Genomic DNA, 26,852 nt, shown 5'->3' on the forward strand with positions numbered 1-26,852 from the left:
CCTCAAGACTGGGCAGTCGATGTGTCCGACCCATCACCCGCGCGTTGCGTCGCGGTAAAAGACCGCCCCGGAACTAGGCCGGCTTGTGCGCGGTCAGCAGGAACGCGGGCATCTTCACCCGGCCCTTCTCGTCGCGGTCATGCGCGGGCATCGGAATGCCGGGAATCTCAGGCATGTTCGCGTGGATGAACGCAGGCCGGATCTCGTCGATGGCCCAGTACTTGCCCACGGCCGCACGGAGTTCGGCCTCGTCCACCGCATTGGGCTTCTGCTCCAGATCCGGCGGGAACGCACCGACCGCGAACACCAGGATGTAGAAGGTGGCGCCCGGGGCGGCCGCCGCGAACACCCGCTGCTGATAGGCGTCGCGCGCCTCTACCGGCAAGGAGTGGAACAGGGTGCTGTCGAGGATCGTGTCGAAGCGACCGTCGAACCCGGTGAACGTCGTGATGTCGTCCTGAACGAACGTGGCGTTGGCCAGGCCGCGTTCCTGGGCGGCCCTCGTCGCGGCCGCCACCGCGGTGGGGGTGAGTTCGATGCCGACGACGGTGTAACCCTGCGCGGCCAGCGCCAAGGACAACTCGGCGTACCCGCATCCGGCATCGAGCACCTGACCCCGCACCTTGCCGGCGGCGATCAGCGCGGCCAGCTCAGGCTGCGGCTCCCCGATGTTCCATGGTGGCGGGCCGTCGAAGCCGCCCTCACCGCGGTAGGTGCTGTCCCAGTCGATTTCAGACGTCATGCGGTCGACGCTACGCGGGGCCGTCCCAGGTGTGGACGGGCTCGTTGGTGTGCATCCGCTGGCAATACAGCCGCAGCATCTCGGCGAGTGCCTGGGGGCGCGCCATACCTCGCTCCTGCAGCGCGCGCACCGTCGCGACCTGCCAGGCGGCGCCCGTCTGCCCCGTCTTCGCCCGGCCTTCGATGACGCCGAGAAAACGGTCGCGCACCTCGGCGGCCACGCCCCAGCGGCGCAATCCCTCGTGCGCCATCGGCAACAGCCGGCGCAGCACCAGCTCATCGGGTGTCACCTCACCCTCGCCGGGCCAGTACAGCCGCGCGTCCATGCCGTCACGGGCCGCGGAGGTGAAATTCGTCTCTGCCGCAGCGAAACTCAGCTTCGTCCACACCGGCCGGTCTTCCTCGGACAGCGTGCGCAACATGCCGTAGTAGAACGCGGAATTGGCCAGCATGTCGATCACCGTCGGCCCGGCGGGCAGCACCCGGTTCTCCACCCGCAGGTGGGGCCGTCCCTCCACCACGTCGTACACCGGCCGGTTCCACCGGTACACCGTGCCGTTGTGCAGCCGCAGCTCGGCCAGCTTCGGAGTGCGGCCCGCCGCCAGCTCGGCCACCGGGTCTTCGTCGGACAGCTCGGGCAGCAGCGACGGGAAGTAGCGGACGTTCTCCTCGAACAGGTCGAAGATCGAGGTGATCCAGCGTTCGCCGAACCACACCCGCGGGCGGACGCCTTGCGATTTGAGTTCGTCGGGCCGGGTGTCGGTGGCCTGGGTGAACAACTCGATGCGGGTCTCGGCCCACAGCTGGTGGCCGAAGAAGAACGGCGAGTTGGCGCCGAGCGCGAGCTGGGGCCCGGCCAGCACCTGCGCGGCGTTCCAATTGTCGGCGAACTCGCCGGGGGAGACCTGCAGGTGCAATTGCATACTGGTGCAGGCAGATTCGGGCGCGATCGAGGGTGACTGGAGGCTGAGCCGCTCCGGTCCGTTGATGTCGATCATGATGTCTTCACCGCGCGCGTTGAAGATCGAGTCGTTGAGCGCCTGATACCGCGTGGACTCACTCATCCAGTCCGAGGACAGGTGCTCGGGCATCAACGTCGGCAGGATCCCGATCATCACGATGTGCGCGCCACTGGAATTGGCTTTGGTTTCAGCGGCATTCAGGCTGGCGCGGACGTCATTCTCCAGTTCGAGGCCCGACGTGCCGGGCAGCGGCCGAGGCGGCACGTTGAACTCGATGTTGTACGCACCCAATTCCGTCTGGTACGCGGGGTCGGCGATCGAGGCCAGCACATCGGAGTTGCGCATCGCCGGCTGGTAGTCGTTGTCCACAAGGTTGCACTCGATCTCCATGCCGGTGAGGGGGCGGTCGAACTCGAAAGCTGTTTGGTTCGGCGCGGTCTGTCTGAGCATTGCCTCGAACACGTCGAGGCACAGTTGCACCTTGCGCCGGTACTCCTGGCGGTGCGCTCCGCTGAACTCGGTCTGCGTGACCTCTTCGCCCACGCAGTCGATGGTAGTGATTACAGCTCGGACAGCGCCCGGGGTTTGAGCAGCCACGTGGCGATGACACTGATCACCGCGGTGCCGACCAGGTACGCGCAGGCCAGCCACGGCGAGCCCCCGGCGGCGGCGATCAGCGCGGTGAGGATCAGCGGCGTCAGGCCCGAGGAGTACACGCCGGACAGCTGGTACACCGTCGAAAGGCCGGTGTAGCGCACGGGTGTGTCGAACAACGAGGCGTACAGCGTGCCCTGCGCGCCGTAGAACCAGGCATGGATGATGCCGAAGACCACGACCATGCCGATGGTGTAGGCCACCATGCTGCCGGTGTTGAAGAGCGCGAACACGGGGAAGACGGCGACGGCGTAGGCGGCGATACCGGTGCCGTACACCAGCTTGGCGCCCAACCGGTCGACGAGCATGCCCGACACCGGCAGCAGCACCGCCATCAGCAGTGCCGAGACCGTCACCACCACCAGCACCGGCACCTTGTCGAAGTGCAGCGTGGCGGTGGCATAGGAGATGGCGAAAACACCCCAGGTGTTGAACGCCGCACCCTCACCCCAGCGCGACAGCATGCCCAGCACGGTGGTCTTGAGCACCGGCGGCTTGAAGATCTCCTTGACCGGGACCGCCGACCGCCGTTCCTCGCTGCGGATCTTCTCGAACGCCGGAGTCTCGTCGGCCTTGAGGCGGACGACCACACCGAAGATCACCAGCAGGATGCTGACCAGGAAGGCGATGCGCCAGCCGTAGGACAGGAAGGCGTCCTCGGGCATGGCGACCTGGAGGAACGCGAAAACGCCGGTGCCCAGGGCCAGGCCGAGCGCGAGACCCACCTGCGGGACGCTGCCGGAGAACCCACGCCGGGTGGCGGGGCTGTGTTCGACGGCCAGCAGCACCGCCCCGGCCCACTCGCCGCCGAGGGCGAAACCCTGCACGACGCGCAGCAACAGCAGCAGGATCGGGGCCAGCACGCCGATCTGCGCGGCCGTCGGCAGGATGCCCATCAGGGCGGTGGCACCGCCCATAAGGAACATCGTCAGCGCCAGCGTGCGCTTACGGCCGATCCGGTCGCCGATGTGGCCGAACACGAAGCCGCCGATGGGCCGCACCACGAACCCGACGGCGAACGTCGCGAACGACAACATGGTGCCCACGAACGAGCTCTGGTCCGGGAAGAACGCCTGGTTGAACACCAGGCTGGCGGCGGTGGCGTAGAGGAAGAAGTCGTACCACTCGATGGTGGTGCCGACCAGGCTGGCCAGCAGCGCGGTACGCACCTTGGAGGGGTCCGTCTGATCGGCGCTCGACGGGACTGGCGGGTCGGCGATGGTCACGCTGCCCTATGTAGCCTGCTGCGCGCCGATTCACACCAGGGTTTCGCGCATCACGATTTAAACCGCTGCGCGACGACCACCTGCGGTGACGTGATGCCGCCGCGCAGTGTGACCTCGATGTTCGGGTCGGCATGGGCGGCCAGTGCCCGCAGCGCCGAGGGACTGTAACTACGCAGCGAACTGATCACACCGTCGTGCACGAACGGGTGAATGAGCGAGAACGGCAGCATGGTCGCCAACTGCATCACATGCAGCGGTGCGGGTGGGCGGGCCAGGTCGATGATCACCAGCTTCGTGGCCACCCGGGTGCCTTCGGCGAACACCTTCGCCGCCTGCGCCGGCGCCAAGTGGTGAAACGACAAGGCGAACAGCGCCAGGTCGAAGGCCCCGTCGGGCGCATCGATCGCGGTGGCGTCCATCTCGCGCACCGTGGCGCGCGGATCCTCGCCCAGCTCGGCCATGCCGGCCACCGACTCGGTGTTGATATCGGTGACGGTGACCTCAGCGGTCGGATGGTTCTCCAGCAGCAGTCGTGACACCGCGCCGTGGCCGGCGCCGAGTTCGAGGATTCGCGGGTCGGCGACGTCGGCGATCTCGGCCAGCGCGATCTCGGCGAAACGGCGGTGGTTGCCGAACACCCGGCCCGTCCAGTCGAGCGCGCCGATGACCCTCCGCTTGACGGCGTCGTCGATGTCGTCACGGTCGAGATACTCGAGCCGGCTGGTCTCCAGCAGCCGGTCCAGGCAGCTCGCGTCGGGTCCGCCGCGGGGCATGCGCTCGATGCTCATGTGGTCCATCTTGTCGCGATTTCGGCGCGCTCATAACCGCTCAGCGGTTACGAGCGCGCCGAAATCCCTAGTCTTCGCTGAGGATCTGGTAGATCTCCCGGCGGGCGTTGTTGAGGATCTCGATGATCCGCTGCTGCTGCTCCTCGGACGCGGCGTGCGCGGACTGCGCGACGGCTCCGAAGAGCTGGCCGGTGGCCGAGCGCAGATTCATCTGGGCCGGATCGGCGTTCTCGTTGATCTCATCCCACGGCGCGGTCTCCACCTTCTCGGCGGCGGCCCGGCCGTCCTCGGACAGTTCGAAGAGCTTCTTGCTGCCTTCGGTCTCGGCGGCGGTGATCAGGCCCTCGTCCTCGAGCAGTTGCAGCGTCGGGTACACCGAGCCGGGGCTGGGCTTCCACAGGCCGTTACTGCGGGAGGCGATCTCCTGGATCATCTCGTAGCCGTGCATCGGCCGTTCGACGAGCAGGGTGAGGATGGCGGCGCGCACGTCTCCGCGCTTGCCGCGACCGCCGCGGCCCGGGCCGCGACGACCTCCGCGTCCGCCGAACGGGCCGGGGCCGAAGCCGAAGCCGGGGAAGTCGCGGCCGAATCCGGGGCCACCGAAGCCCGGACCGAAGCCGGGCCCGCCGTGTTCGCGGACGTGGTTGCGGAAGTCGCGACGGGCGCTGCGGCGCTGCTCATGCAGGGCACGACGATCGCCGGGCGCGAAACCGAAGCCGGGGCCGCCAATGGGGCCGGCAAAGGGGCGGCCGAACGGGCCGTCTTGTGGTGTGAATGGGGTGTTCATGAGGTGTCTCTCTTTCAGTGTGGGAAGCTCGATAACCGCTTCCGATACGTTGACGATATATCGATAACTATCGTGATGCAACGTTTGTTCCCGAGCCGGTGGTTCCATCGTCACGGCTGCCGCGTCCCGGGGGTCGCCAAATGACCCCGTTCACAACGTCATTCGGGTGCACCGCGTCTGTGGACGTGGCGAAGGTGACCGGACGATCTACCGGGTCAAGAAGTAGGGTCTTGCCGCTCGTCGATCGCGGACAGGAGCCAGCGCGCCCAATCGGCCTCCATGGCCGCGCTGCGCAGGCCGTATTCCAGCGCGGCGCGGGCGAAGAAGTCGTCTGCGTCGTCCTGCCACGGCACCGAATCGCGGATGTGCTTGTAGTGCTCCAGGGTCTTGTCGGCGGTCGCGGCGATTCCGTCCACGTACGCGCGGGCGTCGGCCGTCGTCATCTCGCCCAGCAGGAACACCCGCAGGACATCGGGTCTGCGGACCGGGGTGTTGTCGCGCGGACGGGTGATCCAGGTCAGCAGCTCCGCGCGGCCGGCCTCGGTGATGGCGTACTCCTTGCGCCCCCGCGCTCCCACCGCGGTCACCTCGATCAGTCCGTCGGCAGCGAGCTTGTTCAACTCCCCGTAGAGCTGGCTCTGGGTTGCCGGCCACACGTTGCCCATCGATGCTTCGAACCGCTTCAGCAGGTCATAGCCGCTCGCGGGATGTTGGGCCAACAATCCGAGGGCGGCGAAGCGGAGACTCACGGCGGACATGCTACGGCCCCGACACTCCAATAGTGGAATGTCGAGGCCGCGGCGAGGAGTGGGATCAGCCCTGGACCAGATCGGCACCCTGCGGGAGGCGGAGTGCGGACATCCGCCACGGCCCGCGGGTAGCCAACAGGTAGAACAGGCCGAACGCGACGCCGCAGCCGATGAACCAGCTGTACTGGGCCGCGGTGGCCATGCCGGCCACCGAACCCCCGAGCAAGACCGGGATCACCGCCAGCACCGCACCCACGATCGTGGCGGCCACCGCGGCTGGGTTGTAGCCCTTCTTGTACCAGTAGTTCCCGGTTTCGGTCATCGTGAAGAGGTCGTCGACGACGATCTTCTGCTTACGCACCAGGTAGAAATCGGCGATCAGCACCCCGAACAGCGGACCGATGAAGGCGCCGAGGGTCTCCAGCGTGTAGTGGATGACCTCGGGGTTGTTGTACAGGTTCCACGGGGTCAGCAGCACCGAACCCACGGCGGCGATCATGCCGCCCATCCGCCAGCTGATCTTCTGCGGGCTGACGTTGGAGAAGTCGAAGGCCGGCGAGATGAAGTTGGCGACGATGTTGATGCCGATGGTGGCGATGGTGAAGGTCAAGGCGCCCAACACGATTGCCATGGTGTTGTCGATCCGCGCGACGGTTTCCACCGGGTCGGTGAGCAGCTCGCCGAACACCGGCACGGTGGCCGCGGCAGTGATCACCACGAGCAGCGAGAACACCAGGAAGTTCACCGGCAGGCCCAGGAAGTTGCCTTTCTTGACTGCCTGGAAACTCTTGCCGTAGCGCGAGAAGTCGCCGAAGTTCAGCATCGGGCCGGAGAAGTACGACACCACCAAAGCGATGGCGCCCAACATGATCGCGATGGTGTTGCCCTGCTTCTCGCCGCCGAGGGTGAGGCTGACGTGCCAGTCCGAGCGGTACAGCAGATAACCGCACAGGATGAACATGACGACGTAGACGGCGGGACCGCAGAAGTCGATGAACTTGCGGATGGATTCCATGCCGCGCCAGAAGACGCAGGCCTGCAGCACCCAGAGCAGCGCGAAGCTGCACCAGCCCAGCAGGGACAACCCGGTGAATCCATACTGCTCGGGATCCGCGTAGGGCATCAACGCCGGGAACAGCTTGAGCAGCACCACGTCCAGCGCGGCCGACGCCAGGTAGGTCTGGATGCCGTACCAGGCCACCGCGATCAGACCGCGGATGATGGCCGGGATATTGGCGCCCAGCACGCCGAAAGAACTGCGGCACACCACCGGGTAGGGAACTCCGGCCTGCTGGCTGGGTTTGGCCACCAGGTTGCAGAACACGTTGACGATCACGATGCCGACCAGCAGCGCGATCAGCACCTGCCAGCTGGCCAGACCCAGGGCGAACAAGCTGCCTGCGGTGACATATCCACCCACGCTGTGCACGTCGGACATCCAGAACGCGAAGATGTTGTACGACGACCAGGTCTGCTTGCCCAGCGGGGCGAGGTCTTCGTTGGTGAGCCTCGGGTCGTAGGTCGACTTGATGATTCCGCCGCCGACCGGGTGACCGGATGCCTCGACGATGTCGTTGGCACCGACGACAGCGCCGGGGGGAAGGTCTTGGGTGTCTGTCATGGTCAGCTTCCTGCTCGTGACTCCAGATCGATGTCAGGAAACGTAGCCACGGCGTGTTTCCCAGCCGTTGCGCCGAGAATATATTTACGAGATCACCCGTCTTTGATAACCAGGCCGGTGTCCGTGGGCAGCGACGCCACCACTGTGTTGAGGCGTTTGTTGTGCACGGCGGTGGCTTCCAGCAGGGCGTCTGCGTCACCGTCGAGAAACGCCACCAGCATCACCCGGTGGTCGTCGTGCAGGACGGCGCGCTGGCTGGGCTCCACATGGACCATCAGCTGCACCGGTTCGGTGATGTTCCAAGCGGATTCGAGCATGTGTACCAGCCGCAGCATGCGTGACGGCCGGCTCAGCGCCATGTGGAATTGACGGCTGTGTCGATGGTAAGCCTGCGCGTCGTCGAATTTCAGCGCCTGCTCGAGGGTGTGGTGAACCTCGGACAGGTGCGTCCGGTCGGCGTCGGTGGCGTGCAGCACCGCCGCTGCCATGGCCGCGGACTCGAGAGTCTCACGCACCAGGTACATTTCGGCGAGCTCACTGGCGGTCAGCTGGGCCACCGAGTAGCCCGAGTTCGGCCGGTGTTGCACAAGCCCTTCTCCGGTAAGGGTTTTCAGGCTTTCCCGAACCGGGATATGGCTCACTCCGAACATCTCGGCGACCTCGGTCACCGGAATGGGTGTGCCCGGCGGAACGGCGCCGTCGAGAATCACTCGCCGCAGCTCGTCGACCACGTTCTGGTGTGAGCCGCCGTCGCGGCCCACCGCCGCCCTGAACAGCGCGGCGGAGTGTCGGCGGTCAGGCACTCAGCGATCTTCCTCCCAAGACTGCGATAGCGCGAGGCGACCACATTCCACTATTGACATGTCAGCGTTGGAGTGTCAGAGTGGTGGAGTCAGCGAATCCCAGCCCAGGAGACTTCCGACATGACTCACACATCCGAACCGCAGACCGCCTCTCCTGAGCGCGGCAATCTGCCCGCCGAGGGTCAGTTCTTCCGTACCGGAAACTACGCCCCCGTTGCCGATGAGCTCACCGAATTCGACCTCGAGGTCGACGGTGCCATTCCGGGTGAACTCGACGGGTGGTACCTGCGCAACGGCCCGAACCCGCGCCAGGCCACCGCACACTGGTTCACCGGTGACGGCATGATCCACGGCGTCCGGATCGAGAACGGACGCGCGGCCTGGTACCGCAACCGCTGGGTGCAGACGGACAGCTTCAAGAAGGACTTCCCTCTCTACAACGCCGACGGCACCCGCAATCTGCACGCCAGCGTCGCCAACACTCACGTGGTCAACCACGCCGGCAAGACACTGGCGCTGGTGGAGTCGTCGCTGCCCTACGAGATCTCCAATGACCTGCAGACCGTCGGCGCCTGGGATTTCGGCGGCAAGCTCGTCGATTCCATGACCGCGCACCCGAAGATCTGCCCCACCACCGGGGAGCTGCATTTCTTCGGCTACGGCAACATCTTCGCCCCGCACGTCACCTATCACCGGGCTGACGCCAACGGTGAACTGGTGATCAACCGGCCCGTCGACGTGCCCGCGCTGACGATGATGCACGACTTCGCCCTGACGGCGCGGCACGTGGTGTTCATGGACCTGCCCATCGTGTTCAATCTCGACGTCGCGTTGCGCGGTGAAGGTGACATGCCCTATCGATGGGATGACGCCTACGGTGCCCGGCTCGGTGTGCTGCGCCGCGACGACCCCTTCGGTGAGATCCGCTGGTTCGATATCGACCCGTGCTACGTCTTCCACGTCGCCAACTCCTTCGACGACGGTGATTCGATTGTGCTGCAAGCAGTTCGGTACCCCGAGCTGTGGCGGGGTACCGGTGGGTTCGAAGCCGACGGTGTGCTGTGGAGCTGGCGGCTGAACCTGGCGACCGGTCGGGTCGAGGAACGCCAACTCGACGACCGCTCGATCGAATTCCCCCGCATCGACGACCGCCTGGCCGGGCTGCCGGCCCGCTACACCGTCTCGGTGGGCAACGACAGCTTGATTCGCTACGACCTGGAAACCGGTGCCAGCGAACGTCATTCGTTCGGAACCGGCGGACCCGGTGAAGCCGTCTTCGTCCCCTCGGCCAACGGCCCGGCCGATGAATCCAACGGGTACTACCTCGGATATGTCTACGACCCCGAGCGCGACGGCAGCGACCTGGTGATCCTGGACGCTTCCGACTTCGCCGGTGCACCGGTGGCCCGCATCAGGCTGCCGCGCCGGGTGCCCTACGGCTTCCACGGCAACTGGATACAGGCTGGTTAGCGGCGTCGGTGACGACGAGTTGGTGGGATGGGCGATGGCTAAACCGCTTGGCGCCGATGCTCGTTCGGGCTGAAACCGTAGGCGCGCTTGAACGCACTGCTGAACGCGAACGGCGTGCTGTAACCGACGCGGCGGGCCACGGTGGCGACGGTGTCATCGCTGGACCGCAGCAGATCGGCGGCCAAGGCGAGACGCCACCCGGTGAGGAATGCTATCGGCGGTTCGCCCACGAGGTCGGTGAACCGCCTGGCCAGTACCGCCCGCGAACAACCCACTGCGCCAGCCAAGTTCGCCACCGTCCAGGCGTGCTCAGGGCGGGCGTACATCAACCGCAGGGCCGGGCCCACGAGTGCGTCACGCTCGGCGTGCCACCAACGCGGCGCGGTGTCGGCCCGGTCGAACCAGCTCCGCAACGCATCGATGAGCACCAGGTCGAGCAGCCGGTCCAGGAACACCTCCTGTCCCGAGCTCTCGCGACCGGCCTCAGCGGCCAGCAGAGCAACCAAAGGGGAGTCGGTCCGCATGATCACCACCGGCGGCAGCGCATCGAGAATCCGTGCACTGACCGCGCTACGGCCTTCATAGGCTCCGATCACACACCGGTGCTGTCCGGCCTCGCTGTTGCCCCAGGTGCGCACGCCGATCGCCATCTCGAAGCGCAGGTCCGCGCCTGCCGGTGTGGTGCACCGCTGGCCGGGGTGGATGATCACCTGCGGCGGGGTGGCCGGGGAATCGGCGAAGACATAATGGCGGGTACCGCGGGCCACCGCGACATCCCCCGGATGCAGCCAGTCCTGGCTGCCGTCATCGCCCAGGATCACCGCCTGACCCTGCGTCTGGCACAGGACGGTCAGCGGCGCCTCGTCCTGAATCCGCATGGCCCACGGCGGATCCAGCGACAACCGCAGGACGAACGCGCCGCGGGCCCGCACCCCGTCGAGCAACCCGGCCAACGCATCCACAGACCGCAGCGTAGCTCCGGACGGCGTACCGGACGTTCTTTGTGGGTAGGCCATGTCCATGGTCGAAGTCGAACGCCGCGCTCGTCCCGGCGGTGCCGTGCTGAACTGGGTGCTGGCGCTGGCCACGATTCTCGGCGCCGCGGCGCTGGTGGTCTTCGCGTACGGCAAGGTGATGGGTACCGCTGCGTGCACGGCGGCGACGTGCGAAGTGCCTTCGGAGGGTCTGTTCACCGTGCTGCTCTACGGGCCGCCGGTGGTGTCGGCCGCCGCCATCCTGCTGTCGTTCTTCACCGCGCGGCGCCCCAAGGGCATCCTGGTGCCGATGGTCGCCTGGCTGTTGCTTGCGGTGGACCTGGTTCTGCTGCTGGTCTCATTCCAGAGCTGAGACGCTGACGTATGTAATCGCGACGATGAGCGATGGATCGTCGCAGCCGGCGGGAGTTGACTCGCGGTGTGAGTACGCAGCCGTTGCTGATCCTGTCCTACGCCGCCGCCCTCGGTGCCGCCGCGGTGGGCGGGCTGTTCTACGCCTTCTCCACATTCACGATGCGCGGTCTGGACCGCACCGATCCCGCGGAGGCGATCACCGCGATGCGGGGGATCAATGCCGAAGCGCAGGCGAATGCCCCATTCCTGGTGATGTTCCTGGGGTCGGCCCTGCTGGCGCTGGCGGTGGGGATCGTCGCTGCGCTACAGCTGGGCCGACCGGGCAGCGTCTACCTCTTGGCAGGTGCCGCGTGCGCGGTACTGGCTCTGATCATCACCATCGGGTTCAACATCCCGCTCAACGACCATCTGGCCGCAGTGGATCCGGTCGGCTTGAACCCTGCCGAGGCCGCCCGGGAGTGGGCGGCCTACTACCGGCCGTGGACCGCGTGGAATCACGCGCGCAGCGTGGTGTCGTTAGTGGGTGCCGCGCTGCTTCTGGCCGGCATCCACTTTCGCTGAGCGCCGGAACGATACGCTGACCACCAGTGCTGCGACCAACGCCAGCGAGCTCGCGATGATCGCCGTCGGAGCGATACCCGAGTCGAACGCCGTACGCGCCGACTCCAGCAGTGCATCGCCCAGCCCCTGCGGCAAGGTGTCCGCCACCGAGGTGGCTCCACCGATGCTCTCGGCTGCGGCCTGGGTCTGTTCGGGGTTCAAACCCGCGGGCACCTCGACGTTGTTGCGGTAGAACGCCGTGAAGATGGTGCCCAGCGTTGCGGTGCCGACGACGGCGCCCAGCTCGTATGCGGTCTCCGAAACTGCTGACGCTGCACCGGACTTCGCGGGCGGTACCGAGGAGACGATGATGTCGTTGGACAGCGTCTGCGACACGCCGACGCCGAGCTCGAGCACCAGGAACGACACGATCACCGCGACGATCGTGAGGTCATGGCGGAACAGCAGGATCAGCAGGAAGCCGGCCGCGACGAGCACCAGCCCGATCGTCATCAGCGAATGCGGCGCGAAACGCTTGGCCAGCTTCACCACCGCCAGGCCGCCGATCACCGAGAGCACCGCACCCGGCAGCGTCACCAGGCCGGCCGCCAACGGGCTGAGCCCCAACACCAACTGCAGGTGCTGCGAGATGAAGAACAGGAAGCCGATCAGGCCGACGATGGACAGGAAGTTGGCCAGGATCGACGACGTGAACGGGGCGTTGCTGAACAGTTTCATGTCGAGCATCGGTGTGGCGCTGCGGTTCTGGCGCATGACGAACAACATGCCTGCGGTCAGGCCGATGGCCACCGCCGCCACGACCACCGTCGAGAACCCATCGTGGGCAGCGGTTTTGATAGCCCACACCAGAGGCAGCATCGTCACAAAGGACAGCAGCACGCTGGGCAGGTCCAGCGGTCCCGGATTGGGGTCGCGGGACTCGGGAACCAGCCGGGGTCCCAGCACCAGCAGCGGCAGCAGGATCGGGATGGCGATGAGAAAGACCGAACCCCAATGGAAGTGCTGCAGCAAGGCGCCGCCGACGATCGGCCCCAACGCCGAGCCCGCGGTGAAACCCGAGGCCCAGATGGCGATGGCCAGGCGGCGTGCGGAGGCGTCGACGAAGATGTTGCGCAACAGCGACAGCGTCGAGGGCATCAGCATGGCGCCGAACACACCGAGCAGTGCGCGGGCGCCCACCAGCACCTCGGCGCTCGGGGCGAAAGCCGCCGCGGCCGAGACCACGGCGAAGCCGGACGAGCCGATCATCAGCAGCCGGCGGCGCCCGATGCGGTCACCGAGGCCACCCATGGCCACCAGCAGGGCGGCCAGCACGAGGGCGTAGACGTCGACGATCCACAGCTGGGTGGAGGCCGGCGGACGGAAATCCTCGGCGATCTTCGGCAGCGCGAACGTCAGCACGGTGTTGTCGATCGCGATCAACATCACGGGAAGCATGAGCACAGCCAGGGCGACCCAGGCGCTGCGCGGAGTGGCGGCGGAGACCGTGCGGTCGACGCCGATGAAGGTGGACATGTGTTCTCCTGAGATGGTGACGCGGAGCGGAGGCTCTACGCGTCGGAACGGATGGTGCCCTCGGTGAGGGTGGCCATGATGGCGTCGACGATGCGGTGTTTGGAGGTGCCGTCCTCTTTTGCCGCTTGGTAGCCGGCATTCAACAGCGCCCAGAACGCTCGTCGCGCCCATCCAGGTGGTGCAGTGGCGGGCTGGGTGGACACCTTACTCAGCATCTCGGCGATCACTTCGTCGCCGGTGTCGAGATGCGCCATCAACGCGGTGTCGGCGTTGACGATGGGTTCGGTGAAGACGTACACGACGATGGGGCCGAGCTCGAGCTGGCCTTCGACCACGCGGCGCAGCGCTGCCAGCGGCGGTCCGCATTCTGGTTCGGCCTCCGCGATCGCGGCGTTGCTCAGTTCGTGGACATGCAAGGCCAGCGCGCGGATCAGGTCGGCGCGCTCGGGGAAGTAGCGGTGCAGTGTGCTGCGCCCGACGCCCGCGGCGGCCGCGATATCGGTCAGCGGCGCGGCGGGGTTCTCGGCCAGCACGATCATGGCTGCCTCGATGATCGCCTTACGGGTGCGTCCCCGCGCGCCACCCTCGATCGATGCAACCTCACTCATGGCTCAAAATATAGCACGAGTTTTTCAAAATGGGACATTGGTGTCCCACATTAGGTCGGAGGTGTGAATCCTCCAGGCTGCTGCGAGGTCGGGGTCGGTGCCGGCGGGCGCGGGGTCCAGGTCGGCGGGCCGGGCGTCGGGGGCCAGGCTGGAAAGCTCACCGGCGGACCCGGCGCGGCGCTCTGACGCCCCAACCGGTCCAGTTCGCGGCGGTGCCGCTCGGCCAACACCGCGGCCAGCACGTATTGGGGCGGTGTCCCGGGCGGAGGTGGCGGGGAGATTCGAGCGAGGACCTCGCCGGCAATGCGGTGTGCCATCTGCTCACGCAGCGCAGGGTCGAGTTGACGGGCGCGGGACAGGAACTGCCGGGCCAGCTCGGCCTGCTCGGGCCCGAGCCCCGACAGTTGCAGTGAGGCGGCCCACCACGCCAGCGAGGGCGGCATCGGCGGTGGGGGACTGACACGCAGACCGCGCTCGCTGATCACCACGGTGCCGGCGAAGACGTCGCCCAGACGTTTGCCCTTCGGGGAGATCAGACTGCAGATCACCGCCGGCCCACCGAAGAACATCCAGATCTCGATCACCGCCGACAGCGAACGAAACAGGGCCTGCCGAAATCGTTCTGGGCCGCCGTCCTCGGACACCACTCGCAACCCCATCGCCATCTTGCCCAGCGAGCGGCCGCGGGTGGCGGTCTCGAACACCAGCGGATAGCCGAGCAACACCAGCACCGTGAAGATGATCAGCACCGCGGCAGACAAGGCCGGGTCATAGTCGGGCAACGTGGCCGCCCACAGGAGTATCCCGATGACGTAGCAGACGAACATCACCGTCACGTCGATCAGCGCGCCCACCGCACGCACGGGTAGCTGGGCCAGTTGCACATCGAGCACCACGGCATCGCCGGTCACCACCGAACCGGGTTGCTGCCAGTTGCCAGGGGTAGCCACATTTCGACGCTACTAGACTTCGCGGGCGTGGATGTCGACGCGTTCGTGCTCGCCCACCGCCCCGCCTGGGACCGGTTGGAAACGCTGGTCAAGAAGCGTCGCACGCTGACGGGAGCCGAAGTCGACGAGCTGGTGGAGCTGTACCAGCGGGCGTCCACCCATCTGTCGATGCTGCGGTCGTCGTCGACGGATTCGGTGTTGGTCGGCCGGCTCTCGACGCTGGTGGCCCGCGCCCGCGCTGCCGTCACCGGCGCCCACGCCCCCCTGTGGAGCGAGTTCGTCCGGTTCTGGACCGTCTCGTTTCCCGTGGTCGCCTACCGCGCATGGCGGTGGTGGCTGGCCTCGGCGGTGGCGTTCTTCGTCGTGGCCACCATCATCGGCGTCTGGGTGGCGCTCAATCCGGAAGTGCAGGCGGCGGTGGGCACCCCCACCGACATCGATGAACTGGTCAACAATGAGTTCGCGGCGTACTACAGCGAGAATCCGGCGGGTTCGTTCGCACTGCGGGTGTGGGTGAACAACTCGTGGGTGGCCGCCCAGTGCATCGGCTACGCGATCCTGCTCGGGCTGCCGATCCCGTACGTCTTGTACCAGAACGCCGCGAACCTCGGGGTGTCCGGTGGGCTGATGTTCCACCACGGCAAAGGCGACGTCTTCCTCGGCCTGCTGGCGCCGCACGGTCTGCTCGAGCTCACCGCGGTGTTCCTGGCGGCCGCGGTGGGCATGCGGCTGGGCTGGGCAGTGATCTCACCGGGCAACCGGCCGCGCGGGCAGGTGCTGGCCGAGCAGGGCCGTGCCGTGGTCGCGGTCGCTGTGGGACTCGTTGTGGTGCTGCTGATCTCCGGGCTGATCGAGGCACTGGTGACGCCGTCGCCGTTCCCGACCTTCGTCCGCGTCGCGATCGGGGTGCTGGCCGAGGTCGCGTTCCTGGGCTACATCGTCTACTTCGGCCGTAAGGCGGCGTCGGCCGGCGCCACCGGTGACGCCGATGACGCGCCCGACATCGTGCCCACATCGTGAGCGCTCAGAGTTTCCCGGTGGCCTTCATCGCCAGGTAGCTGTCGGCCAGGGCGGGCGCCAGATCTTCAGGGAGGGCGTCCACCACCTCGACGCCACTTCGGCGCAGCCGGGATGCGATGGTGCGACGGTCGTTTCGGGCCTTCTCGGCGGCCGCCGCGTCATACACTGCGGCGGGATCCGAACGGCCGGCGGCCAACTCGTCGACGCGCGGGTCGCCCACCGCGGCGACGATCACCCGGTGTTTGGCCGACAGCTGCGGCAGCACCGGCAGCAGGCCCTCGTCCAGCGCCGAGGCGTTGAGGTCGGTGAGCAACACCACCAGCGCACGGCGCCGGACCCGGCGCTGGATCGCGGCCACCAACGCCGTCGAATCCGATTCGACGAGAGCGGGTTCCAGTGGTGCCATGGCCTCGACCAACTGCGCCAGGAGTTCGGTGCGGGAGGCGTTGACGACGGCTGCGCGGGTGCTGCGGTCATGGGCCAGGAAGTCGACGTGGTCACCTGCGCGCGAGGCCAGCGCGGCCAGCAGCAGTGCGGCATCCAGGGACCAGTCCAGGCGGGGCCAACCGCCGGGGTCGCTGGCGGTGGGGTCGACGCCTACCCGGCCGGCCGAGGTACGGCCGGTGTCGACGACGATGACGACCCTGCGGTCACGTTCCGGGCGCCAGGTGCGCACCACCACGTCGTTGCGCCGTGCGGTGGCGCGCCAGTCGATGGACCGGACATCGTCTCCGACGACATACTCACGCAGCGAATCGAATTCGGTGCCCTGACCGCGGATCAGCACCGGAACCATGCCGTCGAGTTCGCGGAGTTTCGCCAGCCGCGACGGCAGGTGCTTGCGGGACAGGAACGGCGGCAGGATCCGTACCGTCCACGGAACCCGGTGCGAACTCTGCCGGCCGGCCAGACCCAGCGGGCCGATGGATCGCGCGGTGACCACCGCTGAGACCTGATCGCCGCGCCGGATGGGGCGCAGGGCGGTACCCACCTGCTGTCGGTGCCCCGGCGCGAGAGTGAGATCGTGCGAGCGGGGTTGCGCTCTAGTGCTGGGCGCCCACGCATCTCGGACCGCGCCGCGGAAGGTGCGGGAACCGCCGTTGTGCACCAGGAGCTGTACGTTCACCGGCTCGCCGAGACGCGCCGAGGTGTCGCCGGAACGCGAGAACTCCAGACCCTTGGTGCTGGCCGCAAACACGACGTCGAGTCCGACGGCGGCAGCGAGCAGCACCGCCAGGACCGCGAATGCCGTTGCCGGCCAAGGGGCTACCGCGACGGGGAGAACGCAGATCAGCGCCACCAGCCCGGTGCGGCCGGTGAGGACCATTACCGCGGTACCGGAACGGAGGCCAGGATGCCGTCGAGCACGGCGTCCGGTGTCGCGCCTTCGAGTTCGGCTTCGGGACGCAGGGCGATGCGGTGGCGCAGCGTCGGACGTGCCATGGACTTGACGTCATCGGGGGTCACGTAGTTGCGCCCGGACAACCACGCCCACGACCGGGCGGTGCCCAACAGTGCGGTGGCCCCCCGCGGTGAGACACCCAGTTGCAGGGCCGGCGATTGCCGGGTGGCGCCCACGATGTCGACGATGTAGCCGAGCACCTCGTCGGCGACGAGTACGCGGCCGGCGGCTTCGCGGCCCGCGCGCAGATCGTCGATGCCCGCAACCGGCCGGATGGCGGACAGGTCGCGCGGGTCGAAACCGTGCGCGTGCCTGCCCAGGATGGCGATCTCCTGATCCCGGGGCGGCAGAGGAACATTCAGCTTCAACAGGAAACGGTCGAGCTGTGCCTCGGGAAGCTGGTAGGTGCCTTCGTACTCGATCGGGTTCTGGGTGGCGGCCACGATGAACGGGTCGGGCAGCGCGCGCGGATCACCGTCAACGCTGACCTGTCGTTCCTCCATCGCCTCCAGCAGGGCGGCCTGGGTTTTGGGTGGGGTGCGGTTGATCTCGTCGGCGAGCATCAGGTTGGTGAACACCGGGCCTTCCCGGAATTCGAACTCGGCGGTGCGCGCGTCGTAGATCGCCGATCCGGTGATGTCGCCCGGCATCAGGTCGGGGGTGAACTGCACCCGCTTGAACTCCAGCTGCAGTGCTGCGGCCAGCGAACGCACCAGCAGCGTCTTGGCCACCCCGGGTACACCTTCGAGCAGCACATGGCCGCGGCACAGCAATGCGATGACCAGGCCGCTGATCACGGCATCCTGACCCACGACCGCTTTGGCGATCTCGGCGCGCAGGGCCAGCAGTGCCGAGCGTGCGGTGTCAGCGGTGGAAGTAGCGGGCTGTGTCACGAGTGGGCGACCTGCCTTTCGATGTCGTCGAGCGCGTGAGCGAGATGCATCAGATCGTTGTCGGAACCGGGAGTGGGCCCGAATAGAGTGTGGTGCACGGTATTCGGATCCAGAGCAGTGCGTTGGGCCACCGCCTGTACGACGGTTGCGGGGTCGGGGTGGACTCCGAATCCCAGCCGGGGTGCCAGTCGCTGCAAGGTAGCCGTGCGCAGTGCGTCGGCGGCGCGGTCGCGCGCTCGTCGCGCCCGGTACAACCGGCCGCGGCCTTCGACGGTCTCCGACGCCCGCACCACCACGGGAAGCCGTTCGGCCACCAGCGGACCCAGCCTGCGGCCCTTCCACAGTGCCACCAACGCCACGACAAGCCACAGTTGCCACACGATCCAGTCGACCTGTTTCGGGATCAGGTCGAACACCGTTGCAGAGCCCGACGTTTCACCCTCGAGGCGCTGCGGTGCGTACCAGATGACCCGGGGCCGGCTGCCCGCCAGGTTCATCGCCAGCGCGGCGTTGCCTTCCTGCAGCAGCGTCGAATTGGTCATGAACTCGGCGGTACTGACGACGGTGATGGTGCGCCGTTGGTCATCCTGATAGCGCACCACCGCGCCGGAGTAACAGCGCACGAGATCCACCGTGGAATCCTCGACGGCTTCGTAGGTGTCCGTCGGCCCGAACTGTGCGACCCCGGCGCGGACGGCTTCGGGCAGGTCGCAGTCGGGGTCGCCGCCATAGGTGGCGGTGGGCGCCACCCGGACCTGCGGGGCCAGTGCTTCGCGGGTGCGCGACGTCGGCTCCACCACCAGGCGGTCACCGGGCGCCTCGGCCAGGTCGCGCAGCAGTTCGTCGTCGGCGGTGTAGGCGGTCTGCGCGATCAGGATCAGCGAGTCGGGACGGGCTGCGCGTTCGGCGTCGGCCACCGTGTCGGCGACCACGACGTCCACACCGCGTTCCCGCAACAACGCCACCAGCGCGTGCGCGCCGTCGGCGGATGTTGCAGTGGGATCCATCCGGCCGCCGGGCCGAGGCGCGGTGAGCCAGGCGGCGATCACCGCCAGCACGATGATCATGACGGCGGCCCCGGCCACCCACCGCACGGTGCGCCAGCGGCTCACGACGGCCGGGCGTGGTGCCGTGGACGTCACCGCACCTCCGCCCAGCCGTGCGGTGTCGCCGGCGGCGACGCCGACGTCGGCGTCATCGACCGCGTCCGTAGATGGTCGTCGAGCTCGCTGATCATCTGGTACGCACCCTGGGTGCCGGGCAGCTCACCGTAGGTGACGTCGTTGAAAGCGCCTGCTGCCGCGCTCAATTCACCTGAGAGCTGGGGCAGTGCGCCACCGGCGTCGCGCGCCAGTTCGTTGGCGGTGCGACCGGGAATCGCGGACACGACGCCCACCTCTTCGAGGTGCCGGGCGATGGCGCGGAGCCGATGCCGGATGGCGGCGGCCCAGTCGCCGCGCATGGCGCACTGCTGCGCGAGCTCGCGGTGTTGGGCCGCAGACAGTTCCGTCGAACCGAACAACTGGTGCTCACCACCGCGATTGGTACGCATGGTGTTACGCGCGATACGGACGGCCACCACGATCGCGATCGTCAGGATGATCAACAGCACCATGATGGTGAACCAACCGCCGGGAATCAGGTCACCGCCGGCCACGATCCGGAAGATCAGATCGTTGAGCCAGTCGTTGAATCGATCGGTCAGCGAACCCTTCGGATAGATCGGCTTGTTGAGTTCCTCCTGCGCGGCCTCACGCGCGGCATCGCGGTCGATGTCTACCGGCGGCACGGCAACCTCATCCTCAACGCCGGGCCAGCCAGAGGTTGTCGGTCGAGGTGATGTCGCCGGGGCCGGCGGTCGCGCCGGTGCGCAACACCAGGTCGAACGCCTCGGCCCGGATACGCCGGTCGGTGTAGAGGAGTACGACGACGCCGGCGGTGAACGGCGCGGTGATCACCTGCCCGACGATCGCGCCGACGCTGGCCGAGACCGTACCCAACAGGATCGCGGCGGTGGATTCCATGCCCATGATCAATTGCGCGATGGAAAACGGCATGGCCACGGCGGCCGCGATGGCCCACACCACGATTCCGGCCAGCGCCCTTATCCCGAACACCCTCAGGAAGTCGTGACGGATCAGGAAGAACGACCGTTTGACCGAGTCGATCACCGGCATCCGCTCGAGCACGATCGCCACCGGCGCGAAGGACAACATGGTGGCCAGATACAGGATCGCGACGATGCCGAGCAGCCCGAGCGGAATCCCGACGAGGACGGCGACGGCTACGCCGGTACCGACGGAGAGCCCCACGATGATCAGTGTGATGACGCCGGCCAGCAGGATCACACCGAGGAGTTCCAGCACCGCCAGCCCCAGCAGCGGCAGGATGCGGTCGCGGATCCTGGCCCAGGCCTCACCGATGGTGATCGGGGATCCGAAAACCGCGCGGCCCACGACGACGGTGAGCATGCCGCTCAGGATGACCGCGGTCAGCGCCTGCATCAGGGCTGCCACCACCGTGGTGGCGAAGGACCCGATGAGGCCCGCGGTGGAGTCGCTCTCGCCGCGCAGGGCGTCGAGTTCCCCCATCGCGGCCAGCGGGCCCACCTGGAGGAGGAGTGCCAGTATCTGGGTCACGATGACGACCGCGGCCGCCAGCCCGAGGGTGGCCTTGGGATTGGCGCGGATGTAGCGGACGGCGCCGTTGAAGATGTCGCCGATGGTCAGTGGCCGCAGCGGGATGATGCCGGGCTGCAGGGCCACTGGTGGCAGGACGGGATAGCCGTTGTGCGGCGGCGGGTAGCCCTGGATCGGGTACCCAGGCGGGGGGTAGCCCGGTGGCGGGTAGCCAGGCGGGGGGTAACCCTGCTGTGGGTAGCCCTGGCCCGGGTAGCCCTGCTGCGGGTAACCCGGAGGCTGCCAGCCGGGTCCGGTCGGCGGCTGGGTCACAGTGAGCGTCCCCCGTCGTCGTTGCGCATGGTGACCATCCTGTCGATGGTCGTTGGTTCTGACAACGATACGAGTCACACGGGGCGGCCAGGCGTAGCGTCATGAGGCATGGCGGAGCTCAAAGCGCGGCTGCGGTCTGATCTCACTGCGGCGATGAAGGCGCAGGACAAGTTGCGGATGGCCACGTTGCGGATGTTGCTGGCCGCCGTGCAGGCCGAGGAGGTCTCCGGCAAGCAGGCGCGTGACCTCTCGGACGCCGAGGTGCTCAAGGTGTTGACCCGGGAAGCGAAGAAACGGGGCGAGGCCGCCCAGATCTACATCAGCAACGGCCGTGGTGAGCTGGCGGCCAACGAACGCGCCGAAGCGGCGGTGATCGAGGAGTACCTGCCCACCCAGCTCGACGACGACGAGGTGGCCCACGCGGTCAACACGGCGATCGCCCAGGTGGCAGAGGAACTCGGCGAGCGCCCCGGCATGAAACAGATGGGTCTGGTGATGAAGGCTGCCAATGCGATCGTCGCCGGCAAGGCCGACGGGGCGCGGGTCTCGGCCGCGGTCAAGGATCGGCTGTAACTGGAGGAAGCCCGGCTCGTGCCTCGCCGCCTCGTCGACCGGGCTGAAGCCGCTGGAGCCCGGCCCTCCCTCCCCGGCTCGTGCCTCGCCGCCTCGTCGACCGGGCTGAAGACGGTTTGCCGCCCAGGCGCCCGGGTATCCGACCCGCATGACCAGGTTCGGATACACCTTGATGACGGAGCAGGCGGGGCCCAAAGAGCTTGTCCAGCACGCTGTTTCAGCGGAGTCTGTCGGTTTCGACTTCGAGGTGTGCAGCGACCATTTCTCACCCTGGCTGGCGGCTCAGGGCCATGCGCCCAACGCGTGGACCGTCCTCGGCGCCGTCGCGCACGCCACCCAGCGGGTGGATCTGTACTCCTATGTCACCTGTCCCACCATGCGATACCACCCGGCGATCGTCGCGCAGCAGGCGGCCACGGTGCAGATCCTGTCGGACGGCCGCTTCACCCTCGGGCTCGGCAGCGGCGAGAACCTCAACGAGCACGTCGTCGGTAAGGGGTGGCCCAGTCTGCAGACCCGCCAGGACATGCTCGTCGAAGCGATTCACATCATCCGCGAGTTGTGGACCGGCACGCTGGTCGACTGGCGCGGCGACTACTTCCAGGTGGACTCCGCGCGCATCTGGGATGTCCCTGAGGAGCCGATCGGAATCGGCATCTCGATGACCGGCGACCGCTCACTCGACAATTTCGCGACACTGGCTGACCACCTCATCGAAGTGCAACCCGACGCCGACCGCGTGAAAGCCTGGCATCACGCGCGGCAAGCAACCGGGCTGCCCGGTGGTGGCCGCGTCGTCGGTCAGATCCCCATCTGCTGGGACCCCAACAAGGACGCGGCGATCGAACGCGCGCACGAGCAGTTCCGGTGGTTCGGGGGCGGTTGGGCGGTCAATGCCGACCTACCGACCACGGCCGGCTTCGCCGGCGCCACCCAGTTCGTCCGCCCCGAGGACGTCGCGGAGAGCATCCCGTGCGGTCCGGATCTCGACGCGATCGTCGAGGCCGTCAGCGCTTACTGGAAGGCCGGCTTCACCGACATCGCCCTCGTTCAGATCGGGGGCGCTCACCAGGATCAGTTCTTTAAGGAAGCCGCGGAGCCGCTGTTGGCGGCACTGCGGTCAGCAGCCGATTAGGGAGGAAGAAACATGACCGACGAACACAGCCAGCGAGTGGCCACCAGCCCGCACGAGGTCAAGGGCGTCGACGACAAGGATCGTCCCGGCCCGGCCGATCACGGCCGTGAAGGCGGGATGGCCACCCGCGAGGTCGCGCCGGATGTGGCCGACGAGCAGGGCACTCCGGAACCGCCGGACTGAGTCCGTTCGTCAGGTCAGCGCTGCGAGCTCGCGGCGGGCGCGGCGTTCGACAAGCAAGGGAATGAAATCCCGCACGGTGCTCTGCTCGAATTGCGCGTGCGCCTGACCGATGGTGGCGGTGACCTGCTGTGGGTCGATTTCGGTGTAGATGCTGGTCAGACGGTGTTCGATTTCGATCAGCAGATCTTGCTCACTTCTTGGCACCCAGAGATGATTACCGGCAGGTAAACGCTCGTCAACGAGGTGTCGATCACAGCTGTTAACTGTCGACAGAGTTGGCCTCGTGTCGGCCCTGACGGCTTCCGCGGTAGGCACCCCGGCGCAGGGCGGTGAGCCATTGCGGCAGCAGTGTCACTCCGGGTGCGGTGTTGCGGGTCGGGTCGAGGGCGAATTCACCCTTGTCGTCATTGGGTAGCAACTCGGACAGTGTCAGCATCGCCAGCGGGGCGAAGCCGCCCAGGCCGGCGGATTGGTCCACGGCGATACGGATCGCAGTACCGCTACCCAGCGCTGCCGACAGGTCGTCGAGTGACAGGCCATTGGAGGTGGTCGGCTCCAGGAAGCGAGCGCGCAGCCACCACGTCTGCGCGCCGTACCCCAACGGCATCAAGGTCGAGAACGTGGTGTTCGGCCAGGCGCGGGCCGGGCGCAACACAACACGACCCAGCGCACTCGACCCCGCGGAGACCATCAACACATCCCACGGCGTGACCGCGGACGCACCCGGACCCATACGCCAGGCCAATCCGGCAAAATCGGGCAGCCCGCCCGGCAGCCCGGCCCCTTTGGACAATCTCGCGGTGATCTCACCCGATTCGACGGGTAAGCCCTTGGCTACCGGCGCGATCCGCTCGATTCGGCCACGCGCCAGTACCCCGATGGGGTGAAACGCGCGCCGGTGGCGCAGTTCAGCGCCGAGTTTGAACGGCAGTTCGGCGATGTTTGAGAGATGCACGACACCCGGATGCCCCCCGAAACCGTTGGTAAACGGCGGCAAGCGGTTTAACCCGCCCGAAACAGGGCATCAAATTTCCCACGTGCTACATCAGCACACGACGACAGTTGAGAGGCCGCCGTGACTGCAACGCTCCCCGAAATCCACCGCCCAGTTGTCGCTGCACCCGATGTGTATCGACCGCAGGAGGATTCACACCTGCTGATCGACACATTGGAACGCACCACAGTGGTGGTGGGCCGACGGGTGGTCGATTTGTGTACCGGCAGCGGTGTGGTCGCCATCGCGGCCGCCGGCCTGGGCGCCGCTGAGGTCACCGCATGGGATGTCTCCGAAGATGCGGTGTCCTGTGCCCGTCGCAATGCCGCGCAGGTGGGCGCGGACGTCGACGTACGCCTTGGTTCGTTCGACAACGCGCTGGCGGACGGGCCCTACGACGTCGTGGTGTCGAACCCGCCTTACGTGCCAACACCTTCGGCGATCGATCTCACCATCCCGGCGAATGCCGACCCGGCATGGTCGTGGGACGGCGGTGACGACGGCCGCATCATCGTCGACCCGTTGTGCACGATGGCACCCAAACTGCTGACCGATGGTGGCACGATGCTTCTGGTGCAGTCCGAGTTCACAGGTATCGAGCAGTCCATCGAGTCATTGCGTGCCGGTGGGTTGAAAGCCGATGTGGTTGCCTGGCAGTTGATTCCTTTCGGGCCGGTGCTCACCTCCTGCGCGCCGTGGCTCGAGGCGACGGGGCGGTTGCCCCTAGGACATCGGGTCGAGGAACTCGTGGTGATAAGGGCTGACAAGCAGTGAGTGACGCCGAACCTCGCCGAGTCAAGATCGTGCCCAAGGGCCCGATCATGGTAGAGGGTCCGGTGTGTATCGAGATGCCCGACGGAAGCACCGTCGAGTCCGACCGCTTCATGGTGGCAATCTGCGCGTGCAAGCGCAGCAAGTCATATCCGTTGTGCGACACCAGCCATCGGCGAAAAGCCCGGCGCTCGGCATAACGCGCATACAACATCGCGAACATACGACGAAGGCCCGCCACCCGGCGGGCCTTCGTCGTCGTCTGAGAAAGTCAGTCCAGCGGCCGGCGCAGTGAGGTCTGATTCTCTGCCCAGCGCTTCATCAGCAGATCGGCCAACCGGTCCTCCACCACTGCGTGGGCCCGGATGCCGAACACCACGTCCCGCTCGAGTTGCGGTTCCAGCCTGATCAATTCACCTACGACGTCGGTGCGCACCACCTGTTCGTGCACGGCGTCGGCCTCCACATGCTCCTGGTAGAAGCGGACGCATTCCTGTGGGGCCCCGAGACGCTCGAGACCCTGGACCAGGCGCGCCGACCCGGGGGGAGAGGTGATCTCCGTGGACGCGAAATGCCCCACCGCAGCGCCTCGGAAAGCGCGGTGCAGGCCGAACATCGACATCAGGTTAACCGACGAAAGAGCTTCTGCCGGAACGTGATTGATGTACCCGAGATAGCTGGAGTCGAGTCCCGCGGCGGCCATCAGGTCAGCGAACAGCCGCTGATGCAGATTCTCGCCGCGGCCGCCGCCGTATTCGTCGAATTCGACCGCGACAAAAGATGCCTTGGCCTGCCCTTGCAGACGGGGGATCGCGAAAGCATGGGGGTCGGCTTCTTTGAGGTGGTACAGCGAACGGTGCACGAAGTACTCCTGTACCTGTTCCAGCGTCGCTTTGTCGCGGATGAAGTACGACGGGCCTTCACCATCGGCGGGCTCGGTGGAGATGTCGTCCATCACCGCGAACACGGACTCCACGTCGTCGAGCGAACCCACCTCGTTGGTCACCACATCGAGAAAAGCGATCTCCAGCTGTGCCCGCAGATGAAGCAGTGCCGGATTCCACTCCCAGGCCGGATCTACGCCTCGGAACCCGCGGTAGTGCAGTTCATACAGAACGTAGAGCGCCATGTGCAGGTCCAGACCCCACGGATCGGAGTCGACCACCGGAGCGTTGATGCGGGTGAGGAGGCGACGCGGCGGACGTTCACCCAGAACCTCCAACACCGTCGCCGACAATGGTCCGACAGCAACGGGAAGTGCGGGTTCGGTCACGGGAGTAGCGAGAGTCACGCGAGTCAGGTACCCGCATACACCCGTCAGAAACCACCTTTCACCAACGTCACAGGCGCCACAGCGCCTCCTGGGTCATGCTCGCAATCAATTGGCCGGACGCGTCGTACATGGACCCGACCACGAGGCCGCGGTTGTCGTTGTTGTTGACCGGATGCACCTCGTAGCGATGCCAGCTCGCAGGGTCGAACGGCCGGTGGAACCACACCGAGTGGTCGAGGCTGGCCGCGTATCCGACATTGGGCTCCAGCGGGGTACCCGCGGGCCGGGCCGCGGGTACGGGTCCGAGATCGGTGACGAAAGTCAGCGCGCACGACCGCGACAGCGGGTTGTTCTCGACCGGTTCGCGGAAGCGCACCCAGTACGGGGGTACCGCGAAGGCGGACGGATCCGAGGGTGCGGTACGGATCTCGAGGTGCTCCGTGATCGATAGCCCCGGGTACTTCGGCTGGGCGGCGTCGAGGTCGAGCGCCTCCGGTGCCGGCGGGTGCCAGTCCGCACCGGCTTCGGGCCGGTGGAACGAGGTGATCATCTCGAGGATGACCTTGCCCTCCTGGACGGCGGTCACCCGGCGGGTGTCGAAGGATCGGCCGTCGCGGGTGCGCTCCACCTCGAAGCGCAGTTCCACCCCGAATTTGCCGCCCCGGACGAAGTAGGCGTGCAGTGACTGCGGCAGCTTGTCCGGCTCCACGGTGGCACCGGCGGCGCCCAGGGCCTGGGCGGCGATCATGCCGCCGAACAGACGCTCTCCGCGCCCGCCCGCCGGGTCCGCCACCACGAACACGTCACCGTCACGCTCGAAGGCCAATAGGTCGGCGATCCAGCTTCTCTTGACACCTGTCATCGAATGCCGAC

30 protein-coding genes are annotated in these 26,852 nt (G+C 67.0%); 9 read left to right on the plus strand and 21 right to left on the minus strand.

Annotated elements, in window-relative coordinates:
• Positions 1 to 73: 73 nt before the first annotated feature.
• The 8 genes from AC3A6P_RS22025 to AC3A6P_RS22060 all read right to left on the minus strand — a co-directional run bounded on the left by AC3A6P_RS22025 (position 74) and on the right by AC3A6P_RS22060 (position 8,331).
• Positions 74 to 742: a class I SAM-dependent methyltransferase gene (locus AC3A6P_RS22025; protein WP_487693895.1), complete on the minus strand. Its 669-nt coding sequence runs from the start codon at positions 740 to 742 to the stop codon at positions 74 to 76.
• A gap of 10 nt (positions 743 to 752) precedes the next feature.
• Positions 753 to 2,246 carry a glutamate-cysteine ligase family protein gene (locus AC3A6P_RS22030; RefSeq protein WP_487693897.1) on the minus strand — a complete coding sequence of 498 codons (1,494 nt, stop codon included), beginning with the start codon at positions 2,244 to 2,246 and terminating at the stop codon, positions 753 to 755.
• A 17-nt stretch (positions 2,247 to 2,263) separates the two neighbouring features.
• The gene (locus tag AC3A6P_RS22035; protein WP_487693898.1) at positions 2,264 to 3,583 is read right to left on the minus strand and encodes an MFS transporter; all 1,320 of its coding nucleotides are present in this window, start codon (positions 3,581 to 3,583) and stop codon (positions 2,264 to 2,266) included.
• 50 nt (positions 3,584 to 3,633) lie between these two features.
• Positions 3,634 to 4,380: a class I SAM-dependent methyltransferase gene (locus AC3A6P_RS22040; RefSeq protein WP_487693899.1), complete on the minus strand. Its 747-nt coding sequence runs from the start codon at positions 4,378 to 4,380 to the stop codon at positions 3,634 to 3,636.
• A gap of 58 nt (positions 4,381 to 4,438) precedes the next feature.
• On the minus strand, positions 4,439 to 5,158 hold the full coding sequence (locus AC3A6P_RS22045) for a PadR family transcriptional regulator (protein ID WP_487693901.1): 720 nt from the start codon (positions 5,156 to 5,158) through the stop codon (positions 4,439 to 4,441).
• A 215-nt stretch (positions 5,159 to 5,373) separates the two neighbouring features.
• Complete coding sequence (locus tag AC3A6P_RS22050) at positions 5,374 to 5,907, minus strand: PadR family transcriptional regulator (RefSeq protein WP_487693903.1); 534 nt, start codon at positions 5,905 to 5,907, stop codon at positions 5,374 to 5,376.
• Positions 5,908 to 5,971: 64 nt separating this feature from the next.
• Positions 5,972 to 7,528 (minus strand): NCS1 family nucleobase:cation symporter-1, encoded by a 1,557-nt coding sequence (locus AC3A6P_RS22055; protein WP_487693904.1) that lies wholly within the window; start codon positions 7,526 to 7,528, stop codon positions 5,972 to 5,974.
• 92 nt (positions 7,529 to 7,620) lie between these two features.
• The gene (locus AC3A6P_RS22060) at positions 7,621 to 8,331 is read right to left on the minus strand and encodes a GntR family transcriptional regulator (protein WP_487693905.1); all 711 of its coding nucleotides are present in this window, start codon (positions 8,329 to 8,331) and stop codon (positions 7,621 to 7,623) included.
• A gap of 120 nt (positions 8,332 to 8,451) precedes the next feature.
• Here AC3A6P_RS22060 and AC3A6P_RS22065 point away from each other — a divergent pair, with 120 nt between their 5' ends.
• The gene (locus AC3A6P_RS22065; protein WP_487693906.1) at positions 8,452 to 9,801 is read left to right on the plus strand and encodes a carotenoid oxygenase family protein; all 1,350 of its coding nucleotides are present in this window, start codon (positions 8,452 to 8,454) and stop codon (positions 9,799 to 9,801) included.
• 38 nt (positions 9,802 to 9,839) lie between these two features.
• On the opposite strand, the gene AC3A6P_RS22070 is transcribed toward AC3A6P_RS22065, so the two are convergent.
• The gene (locus AC3A6P_RS22070; RefSeq protein WP_487693907.1) at positions 9,840 to 10,763 is read right to left on the minus strand and encodes an AraC family transcriptional regulator; all 924 of its coding nucleotides are present in this window, start codon (positions 10,761 to 10,763) and stop codon (positions 9,840 to 9,842) included.
• Between the two features lie 52 nt (positions 10,764 to 10,815).
• On the opposite strand from AC3A6P_RS22070, the gene AC3A6P_RS22075 reads away from it, so the two are divergent.
• Together AC3A6P_RS22075 and AC3A6P_RS22080 are read left to right on the plus strand one after the other, a co-directional pair.
• Positions 10,816 to 11,148, plus strand: coding sequence for a hypothetical protein (locus AC3A6P_RS22075; protein WP_487693908.1), 333 nt, complete (start codon positions 10,816 to 10,818; stop codon positions 11,146 to 11,148).
• 68 nt (positions 11,149 to 11,216) lie between these two features.
• Positions 11,217 to 11,711, plus strand: coding sequence for an anthrone oxygenase family protein (locus AC3A6P_RS22080; RefSeq protein ID WP_487693909.1), 495 nt, complete (start codon positions 11,217 to 11,219; stop codon positions 11,709 to 11,711).
• Here AC3A6P_RS22080 and lfrA read toward each other — a convergent pair.
• From lfrA to AC3A6P_RS22095, 3 genes are read right to left on the minus strand one after another with little or no spacing between them, the layout of a single operon-like run.
• On the minus strand, positions 11,667 to 13,226 hold the full coding sequence (gene lfrA / locus AC3A6P_RS22085; RefSeq protein WP_487693910.1) for an efflux MFS transporter LfrA: 1,560 nt from the start codon (positions 13,224 to 13,226) through the stop codon (positions 11,667 to 11,669). The two genes, AC3A6P_RS22080 and lfrA, sit on opposite strands and share 45 nt — an antisense overlap.
• Positions 13,227 to 13,261: 35 nt before the next feature.
• Positions 13,262 to 13,834, minus strand: coding sequence for a TetR/AcrR family transcriptional regulator (locus tag AC3A6P_RS22090; RefSeq protein ID WP_487693912.1), 573 nt, complete (start codon positions 13,832 to 13,834; stop codon positions 13,262 to 13,264).
• Positions 13,835 to 13,884: 50 nt separating this feature from the next.
• Positions 13,885 to 14,748, minus strand: coding sequence for an RDD family protein (locus AC3A6P_RS22095; protein WP_487693970.1), 864 nt, complete (start codon positions 14,746 to 14,748; stop codon positions 13,885 to 13,887).
• Positions 14,749 to 14,811: 63 nt separating this feature from the next.
• Here AC3A6P_RS22095 and AC3A6P_RS22100 point away from each other — a divergent pair, with 63 nt between their 5' ends.
• Positions 14,812 to 15,804 (plus strand): stage II sporulation protein M, encoded by a 993-nt coding sequence (locus AC3A6P_RS22100; protein WP_487693913.1) that lies wholly within the window; start codon positions 14,812 to 14,814, stop codon positions 15,802 to 15,804.
• Between the two features lie 4 nt (positions 15,805 to 15,808).
• Here AC3A6P_RS22100 and AC3A6P_RS22105 read toward each other — a convergent pair whose 3' ends face one another.
• Genes AC3A6P_RS22105 through AC3A6P_RS22125 form a run of 5 tightly spaced genes read right to left on the minus strand, consistent with a single transcriptional unit; the run spans position 15,809 to position 21,119 of the window.
• Positions 15,809 to 17,131 carry a DUF58 domain-containing protein gene (locus AC3A6P_RS22105; protein ID WP_487693914.1) on the minus strand — a complete coding sequence of 441 codons (1,323 nt, stop codon included), beginning with the start codon at positions 17,129 to 17,131 and terminating at the stop codon, positions 15,809 to 15,811.
• Positions 17,131 to 18,099, minus strand: coding sequence for an AAA family ATPase (locus AC3A6P_RS22110; RefSeq protein ID WP_487693915.1), 969 nt, complete (start codon positions 18,097 to 18,099; stop codon positions 17,131 to 17,133). The genes AC3A6P_RS22105 and AC3A6P_RS22110 overlap by 1 nt, the downstream gene beginning before the upstream one ends.
• On the minus strand, positions 18,096 to 19,256 hold the full coding sequence (locus tag AC3A6P_RS22115; protein ID WP_487693971.1) for a DUF4350 domain-containing protein: 1,161 nt from the start codon (positions 19,254 to 19,256) through the stop codon (positions 18,096 to 18,098). Before AC3A6P_RS22115 ends, AC3A6P_RS22110 begins: the two co-directional genes overlap by 4 nt.
• On the minus strand, positions 19,238 to 19,888 hold the full coding sequence (locus AC3A6P_RS22120; RefSeq protein WP_487693916.1) for a DUF4129 domain-containing protein: 651 nt from the start codon (positions 19,886 to 19,888) through the stop codon (positions 19,238 to 19,240). Before AC3A6P_RS22120 ends, AC3A6P_RS22115 begins: the two co-directional genes overlap by 19 nt.
• Positions 19,889 to 19,901: 13 nt before the next feature.
• A complete protein-coding gene (locus AC3A6P_RS22125; protein ID WP_487693972.1) occupies positions 19,902 to 21,119 on the minus strand; it encodes a DUF7847 domain-containing protein in 1,218 nt (405 codons plus the stop codon).
• A gap of 39 nt (positions 21,120 to 21,158) precedes the next feature.
• Between AC3A6P_RS22125 and AC3A6P_RS22130 the strand changes: the two genes are divergently transcribed.
• The 3 genes from AC3A6P_RS22130 (at position 21,159) to AC3A6P_RS22140 (ending at position 22,941) form a co-directional block, all read left to right on the plus strand.
• A complete protein-coding gene (locus tag AC3A6P_RS22130; protein ID WP_487693917.1) occupies positions 21,159 to 21,623 on the plus strand; it encodes a GatB/YqeY domain-containing protein in 465 nt (154 codons plus the stop codon).
• 148 nt (positions 21,624 to 21,771) lie between these two features.
• Complete coding sequence (locus tag AC3A6P_RS22135) at positions 21,772 to 22,758, plus strand: LLM class F420-dependent oxidoreductase (RefSeq protein WP_487693918.1); 987 nt, start codon at positions 21,772 to 21,774, stop codon at positions 22,756 to 22,758.
• 12 nt (positions 22,759 to 22,770) lie between these two features.
• Positions 22,771 to 22,941: a hypothetical protein gene (locus AC3A6P_RS22140; RefSeq protein WP_487693919.1), complete on the plus strand. Its 171-nt coding sequence runs from the start codon at positions 22,771 to 22,773 to the stop codon at positions 22,939 to 22,941.
• Between the two features lie 9 nt (positions 22,942 to 22,950).
• On the opposite strand, the gene AC3A6P_RS22145 is transcribed toward AC3A6P_RS22140, so the two are convergent.
• Positions 22,951 to 23,145, minus strand: coding sequence for a three-helix bundle dimerization domain-containing protein (locus AC3A6P_RS22145; RefSeq protein ID WP_487693920.1), 195 nt, complete (start codon positions 23,143 to 23,145; stop codon positions 22,951 to 22,953).
• A gap of 55 nt (positions 23,146 to 23,200) precedes the next feature.
• Entirely contained in the window at positions 23,201 to 23,896 is a 696-nt protein-coding gene (locus AC3A6P_RS22150; protein ID WP_487693922.1) for a phosphodiesterase, read from the minus strand.
• Positions 23,897 to 24,016: 120 nt separating this feature from the next.
• Here AC3A6P_RS22150 and AC3A6P_RS22155 point away from each other — a divergent pair, with 120 nt between their 5' ends.
• Positions 24,017 to 24,709 (plus strand): HemK2/MTQ2 family protein methyltransferase, encoded by a 693-nt coding sequence (locus AC3A6P_RS22155; RefSeq protein WP_487693923.1) that lies wholly within the window; start codon positions 24,017 to 24,019, stop codon positions 24,707 to 24,709.
• Positions 24,706 to 24,906: a CDGSH iron-sulfur domain-containing protein gene (locus tag AC3A6P_RS22160; protein WP_487693925.1), complete on the plus strand. Its 201-nt coding sequence runs from the start codon at positions 24,706 to 24,708 to the stop codon at positions 24,904 to 24,906. Before AC3A6P_RS22155 ends, AC3A6P_RS22160 begins: the two co-directional genes overlap by 4 nt.
• Before the next feature lie 71 nt (positions 24,907 to 24,977).
• Here AC3A6P_RS22160 and AC3A6P_RS22165 read toward each other — a convergent pair whose 3' ends face one another.
• Both AC3A6P_RS22165 and AC3A6P_RS22170 read right to left on the minus strand, forming a co-directional pair.
• Positions 24,978 to 25,997 carry an iron-containing redox enzyme family protein gene (locus AC3A6P_RS22165; RefSeq protein WP_487693927.1) on the minus strand — a complete coding sequence of 340 codons (1,020 nt, stop codon included), beginning with the start codon at positions 25,995 to 25,997 and terminating at the stop codon, positions 24,978 to 24,980.
• A 49-nt stretch (positions 25,998 to 26,046) separates the two neighbouring features.
• On the minus strand, positions 26,047 to 26,841 hold the full coding sequence (locus tag AC3A6P_RS22170; protein ID WP_487693928.1) for an acyl-CoA thioesterase: 795 nt from the start codon (positions 26,839 to 26,841) through the stop codon (positions 26,047 to 26,049).
• Positions 26,842 to 26,852 lie beyond the last annotated feature (11 nt).

The sequence above is a fragment of the Mycobacterium sp. Soil_C_30 genome (assembly GCF_057656995.1).

What these genes read in the sequence shown, in the direction of transcription:
- AC3A6P_RS22025 (WP_487693895.1), bottom strand. Translation starts at nt 742, where the DNA reads ATGACGTCTGAAATCGACTGGGACAGCACCTACCGCGGTGAGGGCGGC.
- AC3A6P_RS22040 (WP_487693899.1), bottom strand. Translation starts at nt 4,380, where the DNA reads ATGGACCACATGAGCATCGAGCGCATGCCCCGCGGCGGACCCGACGCG.
- AC3A6P_RS22045 (WP_487693901.1), bottom strand. Translation starts at nt 5,158, where the DNA reads ATGAACACCCCATTCACACCACAAGACGGCCCGTTCGGCCGCCCCTTT.
- AC3A6P_RS22055 (WP_487693904.1), bottom strand. Translation starts at nt 7,528, where the DNA reads ATGACAGACACCCAAGACCTTCCCCCCGGCGCTGTCGTCGGTGCCAAC.
- AC3A6P_RS22065 (WP_487693906.1), top strand. Translation starts at nt 8,452, where the DNA reads ATGACTCACACATCCGAACCGCAGACCGCCTCTCCTGAGCGCGGCAAT.
- AC3A6P_RS22075 (WP_487693908.1), top strand. Translation starts at nt 10,816, where the DNA reads ATGTCCATGGTCGAAGTCGAACGCCGCGCTCGTCCCGGCGGTGCCGTG.
- lfrA (WP_487693910.1), bottom strand. Translation starts at nt 13,226, where the DNA reads ATGTCCACCTTCATCGGCGTCGACCGCACGGTCTCCGCCGCCACTCCG.
- AC3A6P_RS22090 (WP_487693912.1), bottom strand. Translation starts at nt 13,834, where the DNA reads ATGAGTGAGGTTGCATCGATCGAGGGTGGCGCGCGGGGACGCACCCGT.
- AC3A6P_RS22105 (WP_487693914.1), bottom strand. Translation starts at nt 17,131, where the DNA reads ATGGTCCTCACCGGCCGCACCGGGCTGGTGGCGCTGATCTGCGTTCTC.
- AC3A6P_RS22130 (WP_487693917.1), top strand. Translation starts at nt 21,159, where the DNA reads ATGGCGGAGCTCAAAGCGCGGCTGCGGTCTGATCTCACTGCGGCGATG.
- AC3A6P_RS22135 (WP_487693918.1), top strand. Translation starts at nt 21,772, where the DNA reads ATGACCAGGTTCGGATACACCTTGATGACGGAGCAGGCGGGGCCCAAA.
- AC3A6P_RS22140 (WP_487693919.1), top strand. Translation starts at nt 22,771, where the DNA reads ATGACCGACGAACACAGCCAGCGAGTGGCCACCAGCCCGCACGAGGTC.
- AC3A6P_RS22170 (WP_487693928.1), bottom strand. Translation starts at nt 26,841, where the DNA reads ATGACAGGTGTCAAGAGAAGCTGGATCGCCGACCTATTGGCCTTCGAG.